The 19,205-nt window shown below is 65.3% G+C and carries 18 protein-coding genes; 4 read left to right on the forward strand and 14 right to left on the reverse strand.

Features of this window, described 5'->3' with window-relative positions; all coding sequences use genetic code 11:
* From CSW57_RS08385 to CSW57_RS08420, 8 genes are all read right to left on the reverse strand, one after another.
* Positions 1–1,041 (reverse strand): ferrochelatase, encoded by a 1,041-nt coding sequence (locus CSW57_RS08385; protein WP_099382342.1) that lies wholly within the window; start codon positions 1,039–1,041, stop codon positions 1–3.
* A 9-nt stretch (positions 1,042–1,050) separates the two neighbouring features.
* Positions 1,051–1,875: an NADH-dependent enoyl-ACP reductase InhA gene (gene inhA, locus CSW57_RS08390; protein WP_099382343.1), complete on the reverse strand. Its 825-nt coding sequence runs from the start codon at positions 1,873–1,875 to the stop codon at positions 1,051–1,053.
* A gap of 44 nt (positions 1,876–1,919) precedes the next feature.
* Complete coding sequence (fabG1, locus tag CSW57_RS08395) at positions 1,920–2,645, reverse strand: 3-oxoacyl-ACP reductase FabG1 (RefSeq protein WP_099382344.1); 726 nt, start codon at positions 2,643–2,645, stop codon at positions 1,920–1,922.
* A 48-nt stretch (positions 2,646–2,693) separates the two neighbouring features.
* Positions 2,694–3,674 carry a VWA domain-containing protein gene (locus CSW57_RS08400; protein WP_030163041.1) on the reverse strand — a complete coding sequence of 327 codons (981 nt, stop codon included), beginning with the start codon at positions 3,672–3,674 and terminating at the stop codon, positions 2,694–2,696.
* A complete protein-coding gene (locus CSW57_RS08405) occupies positions 3,671–4,612 on the reverse strand; it encodes a DUF58 domain-containing protein (protein ID WP_099382345.1) in 942 nt (313 codons plus the stop codon). Before CSW57_RS08405 ends, CSW57_RS08400 begins: the two co-directional genes overlap by 4 nt.
* Positions 4,602–5,861 (reverse strand): AAA family ATPase, encoded by a 1,260-nt coding sequence (locus CSW57_RS08410; protein WP_370623925.1) that lies wholly within the window; start codon positions 5,859–5,861, stop codon positions 4,602–4,604. The genes CSW57_RS08405 and CSW57_RS08410 overlap by 11 nt, the downstream gene beginning before the upstream one ends.
* A gap of 47 nt (positions 5,862–5,908) precedes the next feature.
* Positions 5,909–7,339, reverse strand: a complete 1,431-nt coding sequence (locus CSW57_RS08415) for an NlpC/P60 family protein (protein WP_223249124.1) — start codon at positions 7,337–7,339, stop codon at positions 5,909–5,911.
* Between the two features lie 341 nt (positions 7,340–7,680).
* Positions 7,681–8,253 carry an Rv1476 family membrane protein gene (locus CSW57_RS08420; protein ID WP_189339177.1) on the reverse strand — a complete coding sequence of 191 codons (573 nt, stop codon included), beginning with the start codon at positions 8,251–8,253 and terminating at the stop codon, positions 7,681–7,683.
* 290 nt (positions 8,254–8,543) lie between these two features.
* Between CSW57_RS08420 and CSW57_RS08425 the strand changes: the two genes are divergently transcribed.
* The 3 genes from CSW57_RS08425 (at position 8,544) to CSW57_RS08435 (ending at position 13,686) form a co-directional block, all read left to right on the forward strand.
* The gene (locus tag CSW57_RS08425) at positions 8,544–11,372 is read left to right on the forward strand and encodes an aconitate hydratase (protein WP_099382348.1); all 2,829 of its coding nucleotides are present in this window, start codon (positions 8,544–8,546) and stop codon (positions 11,370–11,372) included.
* Between the two features lie 16 nt (positions 11,373–11,388).
* Positions 11,389–11,955 (forward strand): TetR/AcrR family transcriptional regulator, encoded by a 567-nt coding sequence (locus tag CSW57_RS08430; RefSeq protein ID WP_023959339.1) that lies wholly within the window; start codon positions 11,389–11,391, stop codon positions 11,953–11,955.
* Positions 11,956–12,156: 201 nt separating this feature from the next.
* A complete protein-coding gene (locus tag CSW57_RS08435) occupies positions 12,157–13,686 on the forward strand; it encodes an AMP-binding protein (RefSeq protein WP_099382349.1) in 1,530 nt (509 codons plus the stop codon).
* Between the two features lie 80 nt (positions 13,687–13,766).
* Here CSW57_RS08435 and CSW57_RS08440 read toward each other — a convergent pair whose 3' ends face one another.
* Positions 13,767–15,398 (reverse strand): ABC-F family ATP-binding cassette domain-containing protein, encoded by a 1,632-nt coding sequence (locus CSW57_RS08440; RefSeq protein WP_030163052.1) that lies wholly within the window; start codon positions 15,396–15,398, stop codon positions 13,767–13,769.
* A gap of 37 nt (positions 15,399–15,435) precedes the next feature.
* Between CSW57_RS08440 and CSW57_RS08445 the strand changes: the two genes are divergently transcribed.
* Positions 15,436–16,590: a lycopene cyclase family protein gene (locus CSW57_RS08445; protein WP_099382350.1), complete on the forward strand. Its 1,155-nt coding sequence runs from the start codon at positions 15,436–15,438 to the stop codon at positions 16,588–16,590.
* 28 nt (positions 16,591–16,618) lie between these two features.
* Here the strand turns inward: CSW57_RS08445 and CSW57_RS08450 are convergent, their stop codons facing one another.
* From CSW57_RS08450 to CSW57_RS08470, 5 genes are read right to left on the reverse strand one after another with little or no spacing between them, the layout of a single operon-like run.
* Positions 16,619–17,179 (reverse strand): hypothetical protein, encoded by a 561-nt coding sequence (locus CSW57_RS08450; protein WP_099382351.1) that lies wholly within the window; start codon positions 17,177–17,179, stop codon positions 16,619–16,621.
* Positions 17,154–18,185 (reverse strand): DUF6286 domain-containing Asp23/Gls24 family envelope stress response protein, encoded by a 1,032-nt coding sequence (locus tag CSW57_RS08455; RefSeq protein WP_189339178.1) that lies wholly within the window; start codon positions 18,183–18,185, stop codon positions 17,154–17,156. Before CSW57_RS08455 ends, CSW57_RS08450 begins: the two co-directional genes overlap by 26 nt.
* Entirely contained in the window at positions 18,178–18,357 is a 180-nt protein-coding gene (locus CSW57_RS08460) for a DUF2273 domain-containing protein (RefSeq protein WP_030163059.1), read from the reverse strand. Before CSW57_RS08460 ends, CSW57_RS08455 begins: the two co-directional genes overlap by 8 nt.
* Entirely contained in the window at positions 18,354–18,701 is a 348-nt protein-coding gene (locus CSW57_RS08465) for a hypothetical protein (RefSeq protein WP_099382353.1), read from the reverse strand. Before CSW57_RS08465 ends, CSW57_RS08460 begins: the two co-directional genes overlap by 4 nt.
* Positions 18,698–19,186, reverse strand: a complete 489-nt coding sequence (locus tag CSW57_RS08470; RefSeq protein ID WP_099382354.1) for an Asp23/Gls24 family envelope stress response protein — start codon at positions 19,184–19,186, stop codon at positions 18,698–18,700. Before CSW57_RS08470 ends, CSW57_RS08465 begins: the two co-directional genes overlap by 4 nt.
* Positions 19,187–19,205: the final 19 nt, after the last annotated feature.

Here is a 19,205-nt window from a genome sequence, read left to right on the forward strand (position 1 = left end):
TCAGGCCGGCCGTCGCACCGGCGCGCAACATCCCTGCGCACAGGGAGACCCGTTCTCGGTCATCCCCGGCCGAAACGGCACTTCACCGGCGAGCTGCTCGCTGATCAGCGAGACGATCATGGAGATGAACCGCGGATCGGTGCCGACGGTGGCGGCTCGCTCGTACGTCAGCCCGAGTTCGTCGGCTTTGTCCTTGCCCTCGTTGTCCAGATCCCAGAGCACTTCGAGATGATCTGACACAAACCCGATCGGGCAGACGATCACCGATGGAACGCCCTGGGCGGCAACGTCTTCGAGATGGTCGCAGATATCGGGATCCAGCCACGGGATCTGGGGTGGTCCCGAGCGCGACTGCCAGACCTGATCGAAAACGTCGAAACCCGCAGCGGCCGCTGCCAATCGGGACGCCTGGGCGACCTGCTTGCTGTAGAGCCTTCCCCCGTCCTCGGGCGGCCCGGCCGCCTTGTCGGCCGAGTCGGGGATCGAGTGGGCGGTGAAGATCAGCCGCACGTCATCACGTTCGGCTTCCGGTAGACGTCCGAGAGCAACGCGGATCGCGTCGGCACACGCAGCTGTCATCGCCGGGTGATTCCAGAAATGTGGCAATTTGCGCAGCACCATCGATTTCGCATCCGGCCCCAACGAGTCCAGGGCACGGGCGATGTCCTCGTCGTACTGTCGGCAGCCCGAGTACCCACCCCACGCCGACGTCGGGAACACCAGTACCCGACGGTGCCCGTCCGAGTGGATACGCGCGAGCGTGTCCTCGATCATCGGGTGCCAGTTGCGGTTGCCGAAATAGACGGGCAGATCGATGCCCGACCGTGCGAGTTCGGCCTCCAACGACGCGATCAGGTCGCGGTTGAGCGCATTGATCGGCGAGACACCACCGAAGTGGTGGTAGTGCTCGGCAACCTCGTCGAGCCGTTCCGGTGGCACACCCCTACCGCGCGTGACGTTCTCGAGGAAGGGCCATACGTCGGCGGGCTTGTCGGGCCCGCCGAAGGACAACACCAGAACAGCATCGAAGTCTGCGCTCATCCGGTGGCCCTACATGTCTTCCGGGAACCAGGTGTTGTGGCTGGCCCCGCCGTCGACGTAGACGATCGACCCGGTCGTGCCCGGCAGCCAGTCCGACAGCAACGCGCAGATCGACTTCGCCACAACGGTCGCGTCATCGACGTCCCAGCCGATCGGGGACGCACCATCCCAGTACTCGTTGAGCTGGTTGAGTTTCTTCGCGTCGCCGGTGGCCGTACCCGCGATCGCCTTGGCGGCAAGGGTTTTGATGGGGCCTGCGGCCACCAGGTTGGAGCGGATCCGCTTGGCCTCACCCACCTCACGTGCCACATACCGATTGACCGATTCGAGCGCGGCCTTGGCCACACCCATCCAGTTGTAGTACGGCATCGCCGTGCGCGGATCGAAGTCCATCCCCACGATCGAGCCACCCTCGTTCATCGCAGGCAACACCGCTCGCGCAAGTGCGGCATAACTCCAGGCCGACACCTGGAACGACTGCGCCGCATCGGGCCCGGGACCCTCCAGGAACGGCTTGGCCTCGGGGCCCATCAGGGTCCTGGGCGCGAAGGCGATCGAGTGCAGGACACCGTCGATACCTTCGGGCGCAAGTTCTTTGAGCCGATCGGCCAGTGTACTCAGGTGCTCCTCGTCGGTGATGTCGAGCTCGACGGCGGGAGGGACCTCCTTGGGGAGTCGCTGAGCGATCCGGTCGATCAGCCGCAGGCGGTCGAAACCGGTGATGATGACCCGTGCGCCCTGCTCCTGCGCCATCGCGGCCGCGTGGAACGCGATCGAGGAATCGGTGATGATCCCGGTGATCAGGATGGTCTTGCCGTCGAGAAGTCCGCTCACTGGTGCTCCCTTGCTTTGGATGTGGGCTGTTACAGGTCAGACGGTCAGTGGCCCATGCCCAGACCGCCGTCGACAGGGATCACGGCACCGGACACGTACGCCGAATCGTCGGACGCCAGCCAGCTCACCACGGCGGCCACTTCTTCAGGCCTGCCGACACGCGCCGCGGGGATCAACTTCACGGCCTGTTCCTTGTATTCTTCCGGCAGTTCGGCGGTCATGTCGGTGTCGATCAGTCCGGGCGCCACGACATTGGCGGTGATCGATCGGGATCCGAGTTCACGGGTGAGCGATCGGGCCATTCCGATCAGCCCCGCCTTGGAGGACGCGTAGTTGATCTGGCCAGGGGTGCCCATCATCGCCACCGCGGATCCGAGGAAGATGAAGCGGCCGAATCGCTTGCGCAGCATGGACCGACAGGCGGCCTTGGCGACGCGGAACGAACCGGTGAGGTTGGCGTCCACGACTTTCTCGAACTGCTCCTCGGTCATGCGCATCAGCAGGGTGTCGTCGGTGACGCCGGCGTTGGAGACCAGCACCTCAACCGGGCCCTGGTGTTCTTCGATCGCCGCGAAGGCTCGGGTGATCGATTCGGTGTCGGTGACGTCGCATTCGACGCCGAACAAACCCTCGGGCGCGCCCGAACCACGATGTGTGACGGCCACTTTGTGCCCGTCCGCGGCCAGCCGTTGCGCGATCGCCAATCCGATTCCACGGTTGCCCCCGGTCACCAGAACCGACCGGGACACCTGTTCGTTGCTGTCAGCCATGACGGTCAACCTATCGCCTTGTTGTCGGTGGAGGTGTACGTGGTCCCATCAGGGCAGGCGCCGATTGATTGCCACGGCGCTGCCGACCGCGAGGAGCACGAGCAGCGTGCCGGCGATCAGCCACGGGCGGGACGCGTCGCCGCGCCGGGTCTCGTAACCGATCTGATCCTGGAGATTGCCGTAGACCTGGTTGAGTTCGTCGAGGCTCGAGGCGGTGAAGAACTTGCCTTCCGACAGCTGCGCGATCTTGCGCAGCGAATCGTCGTCGACTGGCACCGGGATCCGGTCACCTTCCAGTTCGACTGTGCCGCCGCGGGTTCCGAACGAAATGGTGTTGACCGGAATCCGGTCCTCTTTCGCCTTGCGGGCCGCGGTAAAAGCTCCGCGGGGGTCGTCCGGGTCGTCGGGCACCGTTTCCTTGCCGTCCGAGAGCAACACGACCTGCGCGGGCGGAGCACCCTTGTCGCCACCGAGCACGGCATTGAGGGTCTTGATCTGCGTGACCGCGGCGAGGATGCCTTCGCCGGTGGCGGTCTTGTCGTCGAGGCGCAATTTGTCGATCGCGTCCTTGGTTGCGGCACGATCGGGTGTCGGCGACACCAGAGTGGTCGCCGTTCCGGCGTATGAGATCAACCCCAGGTTGATGCCCTCGGTGAGTTCGTCCGCGAACTTCTTACCGGCCTCTTGGGCGGCCTTGAGCCGCGACGGGGCCACGTCGGTCGCGTCCATCGATCGGGACACGTCGATGACCAGCATCACGGTGGCCTTGTTACGCGGCACTTTTCGATCGGCCTGAGGACCGGCCATCGCCACAGTCAGCACCAGCAGGGCGATCACCATCAGCACGATCGGAATGTGCTGCGTCCGGTTGCGGGTCTGTGGGGCAACCGTGTTCAGCAGGTCCAGATTGGCGAACTTCAGGGCGCGGTTCTGCCGTCTCCGCTGCATGTAGATGTACCCCGCCACCACGGCGGCCACGACGAGGATGATCAGCAGCCACCAGGGGGACGCGAAGTCGAACCAGCTCATCGGGTGGCCCCCGCGTTCATTCCCCGCCTCCGCTGTGCGATGAATCGCACCACGTCGGCGATCCAGTCGCGGTCGGTGCGCAGCGCCAATGTCGGTGCCCCACACTGCCTCAACGCGCGCTGCACCGCCATCCGGTGGTCTTCGGCGGCTCTGGCGAAATCGGCCCGCACCTTGTCGGTGATCGTCAATTCGCGGATGTTCCCCGATTCGGCATCGCGCAGCACCACCTCACCCACCGCCGGCAATTCCATGTCGCGCGGATCGAGGATTTCGACACCGAGGACATCGTGGTGACCGGACACGGCCCGCAGTGGGCGGTCCCAGTTGATCGGCCCGAGGAAGTCGCTGACCACCACGGCCAGACCCCGGCGTCGCTCGGGCCGGCGCAGGGCGTCGACGCCGGCGAACAGGTCGCCGCGCACACCGTCGTTCGCACGAGTGGTGGTGGCGATGGTCTTGAGGGTGCTCAAGGCGTGCGCCCGGCCTCCGCGGGCAGGAATTCGCACCACCTGATCGCCGGTGCACACCACCGCGCCCAACCGGTTGCCTCCGCCCAATGTGAGGTGGGCGATGGCCGCGCAGGCCGCCACGGCCAGATCACGTTTGGTGGTGTTGACCGTGCCGAAGTCCAGACTCGCCGACATGTCGACGACAAGCCAGGTCTCGAGTTCGCGATCGGCCACCATCTGCCGGACGTGAGCATGGGTCGTCCGGGCCGTCACCGACCAATCCATCCGGCGAACGTCGTCGCCTGGCTGGTACTCGCGAGCCTCCCCCGGCTCGGTCCCCGGTCCCGGGATGAGCCCGAGGTGTTCACCCTGCAGCACCCCGTCGAGCTTGCGGCGAACCACGATCTCCAGGGTCTTGAGCGCTGCGGTCAGCTTGGGGTCTTCGAGAGTACCGGCGCCGAACGACGGGAGCGTGCTGTTATCCGCCATAGTGCGACTGGTTGCCCTGCGCCGGGTTGGCCTGCGGGGCAGCAGGTTTGGTCAGAGGACCGGGCCCCTGCGAATACGCCGGCTGGCCTTGCTGTGGCGACTGCTGCGGCGGGGCCTGTCCACCCACGGTGGGCGGGGTGGCCAGCGGCTGCGCGCTGACCTGGGGCAGACCGACCGTCTGCAACACCCGGGTGATGACGGCATCGGCGTCCACCTCGTCGGCCAGCGCGTCGTAACTGAGGACCAACCGGTGGCGGAGCACGTCGGGAATGAGCTCGACGACGTCCTGGGGAATCACGTAGTCGCGGCCACGGACCAACGCGAGTGCGCGCGAAGCCGCGACGATACCCAGCGTGGCGCGTGGGGATGCGCCGTATGCCAGCCATCCCGCGACATCGTGCATGCCGAGCTCGGCCGGTCGCCTAGTCGCGTTGATCACGCGGACCACATAGTCGACGAGGGCGTGATGCACGAAGACATTCGCTGCGGTGTTCTGCAGGCGGACCATCGTCTCCGCGTCGAGAACGCGGGATGCCTTGGGCGGGACGTTACCCATCCGGTAGACGATCTCGCGTTCTTCCTCCACCGCCGGGTAGTCGACCAGGATCTTGAACAGGAACCGGTCACGCTGTGCCTCGGGCAGCGGGTACACGCCTTCGTTCTCGATGGGGTTCTGCGTCGCCATCACCAGGAACGGGTCGGGCATCGGGTAGGTGGTGCCGCCGATGGAGACATGCCGCTCGGCCATCACCTCCAAGAGGGCGGACTGCACTTTCGCGGGGGCACGGTTGATCTCGTCGGCGAGAAGGAAGTTGGCCACCACGGGTCCGAGTTCGGTGTCGAACTCCTCACGACCCTGGCGATAGATACGGGTACCGATGAGGTCCGTGGGCACCAGGTCGGGGGTGAACTGCACTCGCGAGAAGCTGCCACCGATGACCGTCGCGTACGTCTCGACCGCAAGGGTTTTTGCCACGCCCGGCACACCTTCGAGCAAGATGTGACCGCGGGCCAGGAGACCGACCAGGATGCGTTCGACCAGGCGGTCCTGACCGACGATGACCCTCTTGACCTCGAACATCGCCTTTTCGAGCAAGGCGACGTCGGACTGCGTGAGCTTGAATTCCTCCGCCGAGGTCTTGCTGTCGTCCTGCGCTGAGGTCACCGATACCCTCCGGGGTCTGTTCGATCGTTGTACTGACTGCACCGAGGGTACTGGGCCGCCGGTGGAGCCAGCCACGTCCGGCATCTGCGGCGGGTCGACATGCGGCCCCGGGCTGGATCGATCAGATCAGATCAGGCGAGACGCACCACGTAGGGCATCGCTCCGCTGGTCCGCAACGGCGAGATCTTCACGACGTCACCCGACTGCGGGGCCTCGATCATCGTGTTGTCCCCGAGGTAGAGGGCGACGTGCTGGCTCGCGTTGGGCCCGTAGAAGATCATGTCGCCGCGCTGCATCTCCGAGAGCGGGAACTGCGGACCCGACGTGTACTGATAACCCGTGTAGTGCGGTAGCGAGATCCCGATGCCGGCGAACGCGTAGATCATCAGGCCTGAGCAGTCGAAGCCGACCTTGTTGTAGTCGCCGTACGAGTCGGCCACGCCACCGTCACGGATACCGAGGGTGGGGCCGTTCGCGTCACCACCACCCCATGAATAACTCACACCCAGCTGCGACATCGCGCGGTTGACCACGATCTCCACCGCAGCGGGGCCTTCGGCGCCCGGGTCGACCGTCCCCGGTGACGGGGTCGTCGGCGTGGTGGGCTCGGTCGGGGTGGTCGGGTCGACCGGGGTGGTCGGATCGGTCGGGTCGACTGGGGTGGTCGGGGTCGTCGGATCGACCGGCGTGGTCGGCTCATCGATGTCGGTGTGCGGCGGGGTCAGCGATCCGACCAGCGCAGCGAGCATCTGCTGGCTGGTGTTCAGCGCCAGCTTGCCTGCCGCATCGGCCGCAGCACGCAAGGCAGCCTGGTGGGCCTGATCCTCGATCGCGGCCTGTTGATCGGGCAAAATCGAGCCCGGTGCACCCGGTGAGGTGACAGGCGTCGGCTGTCCTCGGAGCGCCTCGAGTTGCCGCTGTGCCTCGTCACGATCGGCCTGGAGCTTCTGGCGCCGGGCGTTCTCGGCTTTGACCGCCTCCATCGCCTCGGTGATCGCGCTCTGCGCGTCGGCCTGGCGGTTCTCGGCGGTGGTGGCGGCGAACGAGGCCTGCTGTTCGGTGGCCTGCGCGGTGGCCGCGCGGTTGGCCTCTTCGTTGCGGGCCTGCTGCAGCCGGGCGATGGTCTCCTGCTGATCTTTGCTCAGCTGATCGATGACCGAGGCCCGATCGAGGACCGCTCCGGGATCACCCGAGAGGTAGGCAGCCATCGATCCCTGGCTGTTGCCCTGGGTGTACAGACTTCGGATGAACCCGTCGAAGTCGGTCTCCGCGAGCGCAATTGCGCCGGCCGCGCCCTGTAGCGCCTCTTGGGCGCCACGCACGGCAATGGCCGCTAGTCGCTGCCCTTCCCTGGCGTTCTGGAGGTCGACAAGAGCGCGGTTGACCGCTTCGCGCTTCACCGCGACGTCGCCGTCCAGGTTCACCAGGTTCTGATTTGTATCGGCGATCTGATTGATCAGTGTGGCGATCTTGTCAGCACTGCTGGGTGGCTCGGCGACCGCTGTCCCTGCGGACAACTGCCCGAAACCCACCGCGACAGCCGCGACAAACGCGACTGCCACCGATGTTCGAGCACCACCACGCCGTCGGGTGGACACGGAAAAAGGTCGACGGCGTATGCCGAATGCAGTGCGTCGCCTCACAAAGAACTCCCTCGCAGATCTGACATTGCGCCAGTCGCCGCCGAATCAGCGGCACACCTGGCCATCGCCACGATGGTGATCAACTTCCCCATTAGCACCACCGATGACATACGGAACCGTACGCCACAAGAACCCCGAAGGAAACAGGAGTCACAAATTACATTAGCGTCATTACCTGCGGAAACGCCGTGAACTCGAACAATGCCGAAGGTCACAAATTGGATATCGCGGAACTACAAATGTGTAGTTCTGGCGTCAATTCAGACCGCGGTGGTGGAAGAGCCGCCGCCGGCGCGCGGCGTGGCCGAAGACTCAGGGGCGGTGTGCACCGTCGCCGGATCGGTCTCGTTCGGAGTTCCCTTGCGCAACTGCAGCTTGCGGGCCACCACCGCGCCCACGGCGACCACCGCGATCAGCACGAGCGTGACAACGGTCCACGGAACCTGGGTCTGCTCGGTCATCCGGTCCAACATCTGCTCGGCTGCGACGGGCGGATTCGAAATCGTCAGATTGTCTGTGGCCTGTTCCAATTGCACTCGGCTGAACTCGTCACTTGCCGAACCGACGTAATTGCCGCCGAGAACGATGACGGTGCCGCCTGTGTCCTGCTGCAATTCGGTGGCGATGTCGCGGTAGTAGGTGATCCGGGGATACACCTTGTCCGTCACCACGAAATGCACGTCGTAGCCCTTGTCCTTCGCCTCAGCGACGACCTGCAGGATTCGAGGGATCATCTCCGATGGCGCCACGACTCCGTCATCGGCCAGTCCGGCCTGCAGCTCGGGCAGGTTCACGTCCGGCGGGATGATGGTCAAGCTCGGCGTGGGTGCCACGGGTTCTCCGAATCTGTGGATCGGGGGCATTGCTGGCAGAAGCCAACCTACGGCTGCACATTACGACACAATTGGGGAGTCCCAGCATCACCGCGCCTGTCCGACACACCGGACATGCCCGGAACCGACCCGGAGGCTTTACCAGTACGCTCGTACTGCTAGAATCGTCGGTAGAGCGCATGCGGTGCAGCCCACTGCTTGCGTCCAGATCGGTGAAGTTGCCGACAACTATCCGGACCGGCACAGCCCCCGCCGGCCGACAACACGAAGAGTGGAGCTGACGTAAAGCGATGAGTATCGATTCCTTTGGCGCCCGCGGCACGCTGACGGTCGGTGAGAACTCGTACGAGATCTTCCGTCTGAACGCTGTCGAGGGAACCGACAAACTCCCCTACTCCCTCAAAGTTCTCGCCGAGAACCTGCTTCGCACCGAGGACGGCGCGAACATCACCAAAGACCACATCACCGCGATCGCGAACTGGGATGCCACCGCCGACCCCAGCATCGAGATCCAGTTCACGCCTGCGCGCGTGATCATGCAGGACTTCACCGGCGTCCCGTGCATCGTCGACCTCGCCACCATGCGCGAGGCGGTCAAGGAGCTCGGCGGCGATCCGAACAAGGTGAACCCGCTCGCTCCGGCGGAGATGGTGATCGACCACTCGGTGATCATCGAGGCCTTCGGCAACGCCCAGGCCTTCGAGCGCAACGTGGACATCGAATACCAGCGCAACGGCGAGCGCTACCAGTTCCTGCGCTGGGGCCAGGGCGCCTTCGACGACTTCAAGGTCGTCCCGCCCGGCACCGGAATCGTTCACCAGGTGAACATCGAGCACCTCGCACGCTCGATCATGGTGCGGCCGAACGCCGACGGCGTACAGCAGGCCTACCCCGACACCTGTGTCGGCACCGACTCGCACACCACCATGGAGAACGGCCTCGGAGTTCTCGGCTGGGGCGTCGGTGGCATCGAGGCAGAGGCAGCCATGCTCGGCCAGCCCATCTCGATGCTCATCCCCCGCGTGGTCGGCTTCAAGCTGACCGGCGAGACGAAGCCGGGCGTAACCGCCACCGACGTGGTGCTCACCATCACCGAGATGCTCCGTAAGCACGGCGTGGTCGGCAAGTTCGTCGAGTTCTACGGCAAGGGTGTCTCGGCGGTCCCGCTGGCCAACCGCGCCACCATCGGCAACATGAGCCCGGAGTTCGGCTCCACCTGCGCGATGTTCCCGATCGATGAAGAGACCATGAAGTACCTGCGGCTCACCGGTCGTACCGAGGATCAGCTCGCGCTCGTCGAGGCCTACGCCAAAGAGCAGGGCATGTGGCTCGACGCAGACACCGAACCGGTCTTCTCCGAGTACCTCGAACTCGACCTGAACGACGTGGTTCCTTCGATCGCCGGACCGAAGCGTCCGCAGGACCGGATCGGACTGTGGGACGCCAAGACCGCGTTCCGCAAGGACATCTACAACTACGTCGAGAACGGCGACTCGGCGCATCACACCCAGCTGGACGAGACGGTGGAAGAGAGCTTCCCGGCTTCTGACCCGGCCACTCTGCAATTCGCCGACGATGGCTCCGATCTGCCGCGCAGCCAACAGGAGATCCTCTCTGCGGCCAAGGGTGCAGAGGGGCGGCCGACCAAGCCTGTCGAGGTGGAAACCGAGAACGGCAAGATGGTCCTCGACCACGGCATCGTGTCGATCGCCTCGATCACCAGCTGCACCAACACCTCCAACCCGTCGGTGATGCTCGGTGCCGGCCTCCTGGCCCGCAACGCGGTGGAAAAGGGTCTGACGTCCAAGCCGTGGGTGAAGACGTCGATGGCCCCGGGGTCGCAGGTCGTCACCGGGTACTACGAGAAGGCGGGACTGTGGCCGTACTTGGAGAAGCTCGGCTTCTTCCTGGTCGGCTACGGCTGCACCACGTGTATCGGCAACTCCGGTCCGCTGCCCGAGGCGATCTCCAAGGCCATCAACGAGAACGACCTGACCGCCACCGCGGTGTTGTCGGGTAACCGCAACTTCGAGGGTCGCATCAACCCCGATGTGAAGATGAACTACCTGGCCTCGCCGCCGTTGGTCATCGCCTACGCACTTGCGGGCACGATGGACTTCGACTTCGAGTCCGATCCCCTCGGCAACGACACCGACGGAAACCCCGTCTACCTCAGGGACATCTGGCCGTCGGGTGAGGAGATCGAGCAGACCATCACGGACTCGATCTCACCCGAGCAGTACGCATCGGACTACGCAGACGTCTTCAAGGGCGACGAGCGCTGGCAGAACCTGCCCACCCCGGACGGCAAGACGTTCGAGTGGGACGAGGACTCCACCTACGTGCGTAAGCCTCCGTACTTCGAGGGCATGCAGCGAGATCCCGAGCCCGTCACCGACATCAAGGGTGCACGTGTGTTGGCCAAGCTGGGCGATTCGGTCACCACCGACCACATCTCGCCCGCATCCACCATCAAGCCGGGCACTCCTGCCGCCCAGTACCTGGATTCCAAAGGTGTCGAGCGCAAGGATTACAACTCGCTCGGCGCCCGACGCGGCAACCACGAGGTGATGATCCGGTCGACGTTCGGCAACATCCGGTTGCAGAACCAGCTGCTCGACGGTGTCTCCGGCGGCTACACCCGGGACTTCACCCAGGATGGTGCGCCGCAGTCGTTCATCTACGACGCTGCGCAGAACTACGCGGCCCAGAAAACCCCTCTGGTGGTGCTCGGCGGCAAGGAATACGGCACCGGATCGTCTCGTGACTGGGCGGCAAAGGGCACCTCGCTGCTCGGTGTGCGTGCGGTCATCACCGAGAGCTTCGAACGCATCCACCGGTCGAATCTCATCGGTATGGGTGTCATCCCGCTCCAGTTCCCCGAGGGTGAGTCGCACGGCTCGCTCGGCCTGGACGGCACCGAGGTGTACGACATCAGCGGCATCGAAGAGCTCAACAACGGCACCGTTCCGCAGACGGTGAAGGTGACGGCCACGAAGGACGACGGCAACACCATCGAGTTCGATGCCAAGGTTCGCATCGACACGCCGGGTGAGGCGGAGTACTACCGTAACGGCGGCATCCTGCAGTACGTCCTGCGCAGCATGCTCAAGAGCTGATCAGAGGACCCCGCGGGTGCCCAAGGTAAGCCAAGATCACCTGGAAGCCCGGCGACGTCAGATCCTCGACGGTGCGCGCCGTTGTTTTGCCGAGTTCGGCTACGACGGCGCCACCGTGCGTCGGCTCGAGGAGGCAACCTCCTTGTCCCGGGGAGCGATTTTCCATCACTTCCGGGACAAGGAGGCGCTCTTTCTCGCGCTGGCGCACGAGGACGCCGAGCGGATGGCCGACGTGGCCGCGAACGAAGGTCTTGTCCAGGTGATGCGCGACATGCTCAACCATCCCGAGGAGTTCGATTGGCTGGGAACACGTCTGGAGATCGCCCGTAAGTTGCGCACCGACGCGGCATTTCGTTCTGGTTGGAAGGAACGTTCCGCCGAGCTCGAGTCGGCCACGCTGGCTCGCCTCGAGCGGCAGCGGACAGCCGGACGGTTGCGCGACGATCTGCCCACACGCGTTCTGGTGGCCTACCTCGATCTCATCCTCGACGGGCTCACCACCCGGCTGGCATCGGGTGCCGCGACCGACGATCTGCACGCGGTTCTCGACCTCGTGGAGGAATCGGTCCGCCGTACCCGCTGACGGCGCCGACCCTGGCCCCCGTCCATCGTGCCCCGGCGCGGTGGACGGGGGCTTTTGCGTGCCGCGTCCACGACATCTGTTACGCCGGCCTCATGACTCCTCCGGATAACTCCTCGGCGACCGCGAGAAATGTGATAGTTCTGGTTAACATATCGCGGCCGTTCGGGCCGCCTCGTGGATTCGCTGAGCCGGAGGTCCTTGATGTTCCCGGGCAATTTTGTCGCCACCACCCCTGACAAGGTCGCTGTCGTGCGACCGGCGACCGGTGAGTCGATCACCTACGCCGAGCTCGACAGGCTATCGACCAAAGTCGCCCACTACCTGCGTGACGACCTCGGCCTCGGCCGCGGCGACAACGTTTCCATCGTCTCCAACAACGACATCCGGGTGCTCGTGATCTATTGGGCGGCAGTGCGTTCGGGGATGTACGTCACCGCGATCAACAACCACCTCACACCCGACGAGGTCAACTACATCCTCGGCGACTGCAGCGCGGTCGCCCTGTTCGCCTCCGCCGAGGTGGCCGATGCGGTCAGCGCCGCGGATCAGGTGCCCGGAGTGACGCACCGAATCGCTTGGGGCGGCGACATACCGGGCTTCGAGTCGTTCGACGAGATCCTCGCCAACGCCTCCGACGAGGCCCTGACCGACCAGCCCCGCGGCCAGGACATGCTGTATTCGTCCGGTACCACCGGCCGGCCCAAGGGCATCAAGGTACCGCTGCAGGACGGGCAGGTGAACGAGATCCCCGACCCGTACACGGCGGTGTTCTCACTGCTGTACGGGTTCGACCAGGAATGTGTGTACCTGTGCCCGGCTCCGCTGTATCACGCTGCGCCGCTGCGTTATTGCGGCATGGTCAACTCCGTCGGGGGCACGATCGTGCTGATGGACAGGTTCGACGCCGAAGGTGCGCTCAGCCTCATCGACGAGTACCGGGTCACCCACAGCCAGTGGGTGCCCACGATGTTCATCCGCATGCTCAAACTGCCCGAGGATGTCCGCGCCAAATACGACGTCAGCAGCATGAAGATCGCAATCCACGCGGCGGCGCCGTGTCCTCCCGAGGTCAAGCAGGCCATGATCAAGTGGTGGGGCCCGGTGATCCACGAGTACTACGCCTCCACCGAGGGTGCCGGCGCCACGTTCATCAACAGCGAGGAAGCCCTGACCCACCCCGGTTCGGTGGGCAAACCCCTGCTGGGTGTGGTGCGCATCTGCGACGACGACGGCAACGAACTGCCCACGGGCGAGATCGGCACGGTCTTCTGGGAACGCGACGAACTGCCGTTCGAGTATCACAACGATCCAGAGAAGACGAAGTCTGCGCAGCACCCCGAGCACCCGGCATGGACGACAAGCGGCGATGTCGGTTACGTCGACGCGGAGGGTTTCCTATACCTCACCGACCGCAAATCGTTCATGATCATCTCCGGCGGAGTGAACATCTACCCACAGGAAGCCGAGAACGTCCTCATCGGGCACCCTGACGTCTTCGACGTCGGCGTGATCGGGGTGCCCGATCCAGATCTCGGTGAGGTCGCCAAGGCATGCGTTCAGCTCGAGCCAGGTGTGAACCCGTCCCCTGAGCTGGCTCAGGAGATGATCGACTTCGTGCGGGAACGCCTTGCGCACTACAAGGCACCCAAGTCGGTCGACTTCGTGGACGAACTCCCCCGCACGCCCACCGGAAAACTGGTGAAGCGAGAACTGCAGAAGAACTACGTCTGACCACGGACCCGGAAGTGGTGGGTTTGGGCGGCCGCGACCTGCGCAAACGTTCGCCCGAACCCACCATTTTCGGGTTTGGGTCAGGCGAGTTCGATGAGCTCCTGGTACTCGGCGGACCAATGGTCCTCGGTACCGTCGGGCAGCAAAATCACCCGTTGCGGGTCGAGCGCTGCCGCTGCACCGGGGTCGTGGGTGACCAGCACCACCGCGCCCTTGTAGCTCCGCAGCGCGTCGAGCACCTGTTCCCGCGAGATCGGGTCGAGGTTGTTCGTTGGTTCGTCGAGCAGCAGGACATTTGCCGCCGACGAGACGAGCCCGGCGAGGGCCAACCTGGTCTTCTCACCGCCGGACAGTGTCCCGGCGGGCTGATCGAGCTGCGGCCCGGTGAACATGAACGCGCCGAGCAGGCCTCGTAGATCTTGCTCGCCGGCGTCGGGCGCCGCATGCCGGATGTTGTCCCACACGCTCGCGTTGTCGTCGAGGGTGTCGTGCTCCTGCGCGAAGTAGCCGATCTTGAGGCCATGGCCGGGTTCGAGTGTGCCGTGCTCGGCCTTCTCGGTGCCTGCCAGCAAACGCAGCAACGTGGTCTTGCCTGCGCCGTTGAGCCCGAGCACCACCACCCGGCTTCCGCGGTCGATCGCGAGGTCCACACCGGCGAAGATCTCCAGCGATCCGTACATCTTCGTCAGCCCCGACGCCATCAGCGGCGTCTTGCCGCAGGGTGCCGGCTCGGGGAACCGGATCTTCGCAGTCCGGTCGGCAACCCGCTCCTCATCGAGGTTGTCGAGCATGCGTTCGGCGCGCTTGAGCATGTTCTGGGCCGCAACGGCTTTGGTTGCCTTGGCACCCATCTTGGCCGCCTGCACGCGCAGCGCGCCGGCCTTCTTCTCAGCGTTCGCACGTTCACGCTTGCGGCGCTGTTCGTCGGTCGCCCGCGCGTCGAGGTACTTCTTCCATCCCATGTTGTAGATGTCGGGCTCGCCGCGGACCGCGTCGAGGAACCAGACCCGGTTCACCACGTCGGCAAGCAATTCCACGTCGTGACTGATCACGATGAGTCCACCGTCGTGGTTCTGCAGGAAACCGCGCAGCCAGCCGATCGAGTCGGCGTCGAGGTGGTTGGTCGGTTCGTCGAGCAACAGTGTGGTGCCCGATTTGCCGCCGCTGCCGTCCGAGGCGGCGAACAGGATGCGAGCCAACTCGATCCTTCGCCGTTGCCCACCGGACAACGTCTTCAGGGGCTGCGCGAGCACCCGGTCGGGAAGGCCGAGGCTGTTGCAGATGCGAGCCGCTTCGGATTCTGCGACGTATCCGCCGAGCGCCGAGAAACGGTCTTCCAGCTGTCCGTACCGATTGACAGCCTTGTCGAGCACCTTGTCGTCGACGGCCTCGGCCATCAGTGCCTGCTGTTTCTCCAGGTCGCGCAGCAGTGTGTCCAGACCTCGCGCGGAGAGCACACGGTCCTTGGCGATGACCTCCAGGTCACCTTCCCGGGGATCCTGAGGGAGATATCCGATCTCGCCGCTGTTGGTCACCGAACCGGCGTAGGGTTCGCCTTCGCCGGCCAATATTCGCATCGTCGTGGTCTTGCCGGCGCCGTTTCGACCGACCAATCCGATGCGGTCACCGGGTTGCACCCGTAGCGCCGGACCAGGGGCGCTCAGTAGGGTGCGTACGCCCGCGCGTACCTCGAGGTCGGTTGCCGTGATCACGACGCGCCAGTGTACGCCAAAACGATACCGTGCCCTTATGAGCGAGGCGGGCGACGACCACCACGAAGGTCGTACATATGACGTGGCAGTCGTCGGTGCGGGTCCGGCCGGTCGGGCGGTCGCCGCACGATCGACGGCCGCCGGCCTCGACACCGCATTGGTCGATCCGGCACCGGACCGGCCCTGGCACGTCACCTACGGGGCGTGGTCCGACGAACTCCCCAGCTGGGTCGGCGCGAAAGTCATTGCCGCACAGTCAAACACGGTCACCGTGTACACCCCGGTCCGCCACTTGATCGAGCGCGCGTACGTCACTCTGGACACCCGTGCGCTGCAGCAGAGCCTCGACATCTCGGCTGCGACGACCTTCGCAGACACGGCCACATCCGTGAGCTCCGACAGCGTCAGCCTGCACGATGGCCGAAAAGTGACGGCACGCACAGTCATCGATGCGCGCGGTTTGCGGGCTCCACAGGCGCCGGCGCAGTCGGCGTTCGGTATCTTTGTCGACCGCGAGATCGCAGCGCCCTACCTCGGCTCCGACAACGCTGTGCTGATGGACTGGCGAGGGGTCGAGCCCGGTCGAGCCCCCTCGTTCCTCTACGCGATTCCCGTGGCCGATGGCCGGGTGCTGCTGGAGGAGACCTGTCTCGCCGGCGCCCCGCCGGTGCCGCTGGCCGAACTCCAGGATCGACTACGGGGCCGTCTCGAACACATGGGGATCACCCGGCCGACCGTCGACACCGCGCCGACCGAGCGGGTGTACTTCGCGTTGTGCGGTCACGACTCGGTGCCGCCATGGCGGTCCGATCCGCTCCTGTTCGGCGCAGCGGGCGGAATGATCCATCCGGCGACCGGATACAGCGTGGCGGCATCGTTGTCGGCGGCCGACGCAGTGGTCGACGCCATGGCGAGCGAACGTGATCCGAAGGCCGCACTGTGGACCGCTCAGGCCCGCGCCGTCCATCGGTTGCGTCGTCGCGGCCTGTCCTCGCTCCTCGGACTGGCTCCCACCGACGTGGTCAGATTCTTCGACGGGTTCTTCGAGATGTCACCCGAACGCCAGCGGACATATCTCAGCTCGCGCGACGACCTCGCCGGGGTGGCCTTGTCGATGAGTCGCATGATCGGGCTCACCGACCGCACCCTCGCTCTGCGCATCATGCGTGGTGCTGTGCTTTCCCGGACCTGACGTCGGTTCGCCGGCGGGTTCCTGCTTCTCAGTGATTGGGTTCACGATGCAGCAGCATGCGTACCTGGACGTCGCTGCCCCGCAGTGACGACAGAAGCAGCTCTCTCACCCCGCTCACGGCGGCGCCGAGATCATCGTCGTCGGCGGTCGGAGAAGCCGTCACCGTGATCTCGACGACGGGGGTCACGCCGTCGACGTACGACCGGACCGCCGAGGAGCGAACATGACGATGTCGTTCGAGAGACCTGGCCGCCGCGCGGGCCACGTCGGCCACGGCGATGTCGATCTCGCCGACAAATGGTTCACCTTGCGGTCGCACGGTCACCGACCGCAGGCGATTCGGCGAGATGTTCGCCAACAACAGCCACGCACCACAGATCCCCAGCAGGACGGTTGCGGCCAGCAGTGCCCAATCCCACCACGATTGTTCCGACGCCGAGTAGATCTGATCGGTGTCGATGTTGCCGACCGCATCGGTCACCGGCCCCACGCCCGCCCAGCGGAGCAGTGCGATCAGGCCGGCCGCGGCGAGAAGCACGCCGAAAAGGCCCACCGCGAGGCGGTCAAGGGCGTTCAAGGTGCGCCGCATCAGGCTCCCTCTCGTCGATCACGGTCATGTTCGGGTGGGAGACGCCACGAAGATCCACGCTCACACGGGGTGGTCGGGCCAACGTTGCCGTCGATGCCTCCAGGCGGTCCGAGAGGTCACTGTCCGTCGGTGAGGTGACGAACACACGTACATGGGCGCGGCCCGACGTCACCTTGGTGGTGGCCGACACTGTGTTGTCGTCGTCGAGCGCGATGGCGCTGAGCCGGCGGGCGACGTCGGTGTCGCGCGTCCACACACCGGTGGCCCGTAGTGGTCGGTGGGTGCGACGCCGGGGCCGCACGGCGGCATACACGAAGTAAAGCCCCACCAGTACGCACACGACAGAGACCACGACCATCCACGGTCTCCACTCGGTTCCCGACACCCAGCGAGCAGAGTGTTCGATCCAGGCCTCGGACCGGTAGTGGCCTTGGACAACGACATACTCCCGACCCGCCACGACGGCGAGTACAAGCAGTCCGAGCCCCAGCACAGGCGCGAGCCATCCCGCAGTTGGAAAGCTCCGCGGCGGCCCGCCCTCTGCCCTGGTGCGGCCGTGCGTCGGCGCCGCCTCTGTACCTGTGTCCGGGCCGGGTTCGGCAGCGGACACTTGAGCCAGCTCCTCCCCCAGCAGCATCCTCGATTGGACGACCTCGGTGACCTCGACATCCACTCTCGCCGGCCGCCGTCCGGTCAACCGCGTGACAACCTCGATGACGTGTTGCTGAACGCGCTCGGCGACATCAACTGCCGAACTCGGCCAGCTCACCGCGATCTCCACAGTGATCGCCGGATGCCGCGGATCGGAATCAGCAAGGGCCCGAGGGAGATTGCGACCTGTGAGTGACCCCAACGTCACCGAGTACGGCACCACGCCGTCGACCTCGAGCGCCGCCTGGCGGGCGATCGACGAGATCACGCGCGATTCGATCTGCAGGGAGCCTCGGTGCTCGGGCGCCGGTCGGTGGGAACCGCCGACGCGCTCGGCAGTTGCCGCCTCAGCCACGACCTTTGCTCCGTAACAGTGCACCGAGGTCGATGCGGCCGTCACGATGGGCGCCGACGGCCACGCCGATGGCCGCGAACACCACCGCGACCATCAGGCCGGAGAAACCTCCGGTGGTGACAGCCAAGGCGAACAGCAGGCCGACGAACAGCCCGATCACGGAATTGTTCATGATTGACTCGTTTCTGTGAATGTACCCCGGCCGCTATCTGCAACTGCGACTCGAAAGTCCTGGCGCGCAACGACATCTTCGACGACGACGGTGTAGCCGATCGCTCCCGGCGCGGCCGACACCGCGGCCGCACGGACGTTGCGGGCGACCCCCGCGACGTCGACATCGAGGTAGGTGACCACGTGGATTTCGACGCCGGAACGGCCGACTCGCACACCGTTCACCCGCCGGCCGGGCAGATGTGTGGCGATCTCCCCGAAGGTGCCCGCGTGCAGGTCTGCCACGCCGTCGACAGACAGCACCCGTTCACGGATGAGCACTGCGGAGGCCGCTGTGATCGTCACTGGACCCGCGGTGTCTGGCCGTCGAGCGCGGTGGTCGGGTCATCGGTGTCGAGGTGGACGTCGTGCACGGTCACGTTCACCTCGGTGACCTCTAGACCCGTCATCTTCTCGATCGCCTCGATCACGTTGGTCCGGATGGATTCGGCAAGCTGGTGGATCGCCACGCCGTAGTAGGCAACCAATCCGACATCGACTGCGGCCTGTTTCTCGCCGACTTCCACCGACACGCCCTGGGTGACGTCGGCAGCGGTCCCCGGCAGAGTTTCGCGTAGTTTGCCGACCGCACGCGCAGCGCCACCCCCGAGGTCGTAGACGCCGTCGATCTCACGCGTCGCGATCCCGGCGATCTTGGCCACCACGACATCGGCGATCGACGTCTTGCCTCCTCCATCGCTCTGATCGGGACCACGGGAGTCGTCGGTGTCGCGGTGTTCATCCCTGCCGGTGGTCGGCTCGTCATCCTGCCTGGACGTCGCGGTGGTCATAAGATGCTCCCTCGTCGGT

Origin of the sequence: Williamsia muralis (assembly GCF_002735905.1) — a bacterium.
In the GTDB taxonomy this organism is placed as follows: Bacteria; Actinomycetota; Actinomycetes; order Mycobacteriales; family Mycobacteriaceae; genus Williamsia; species Williamsia muralis_A.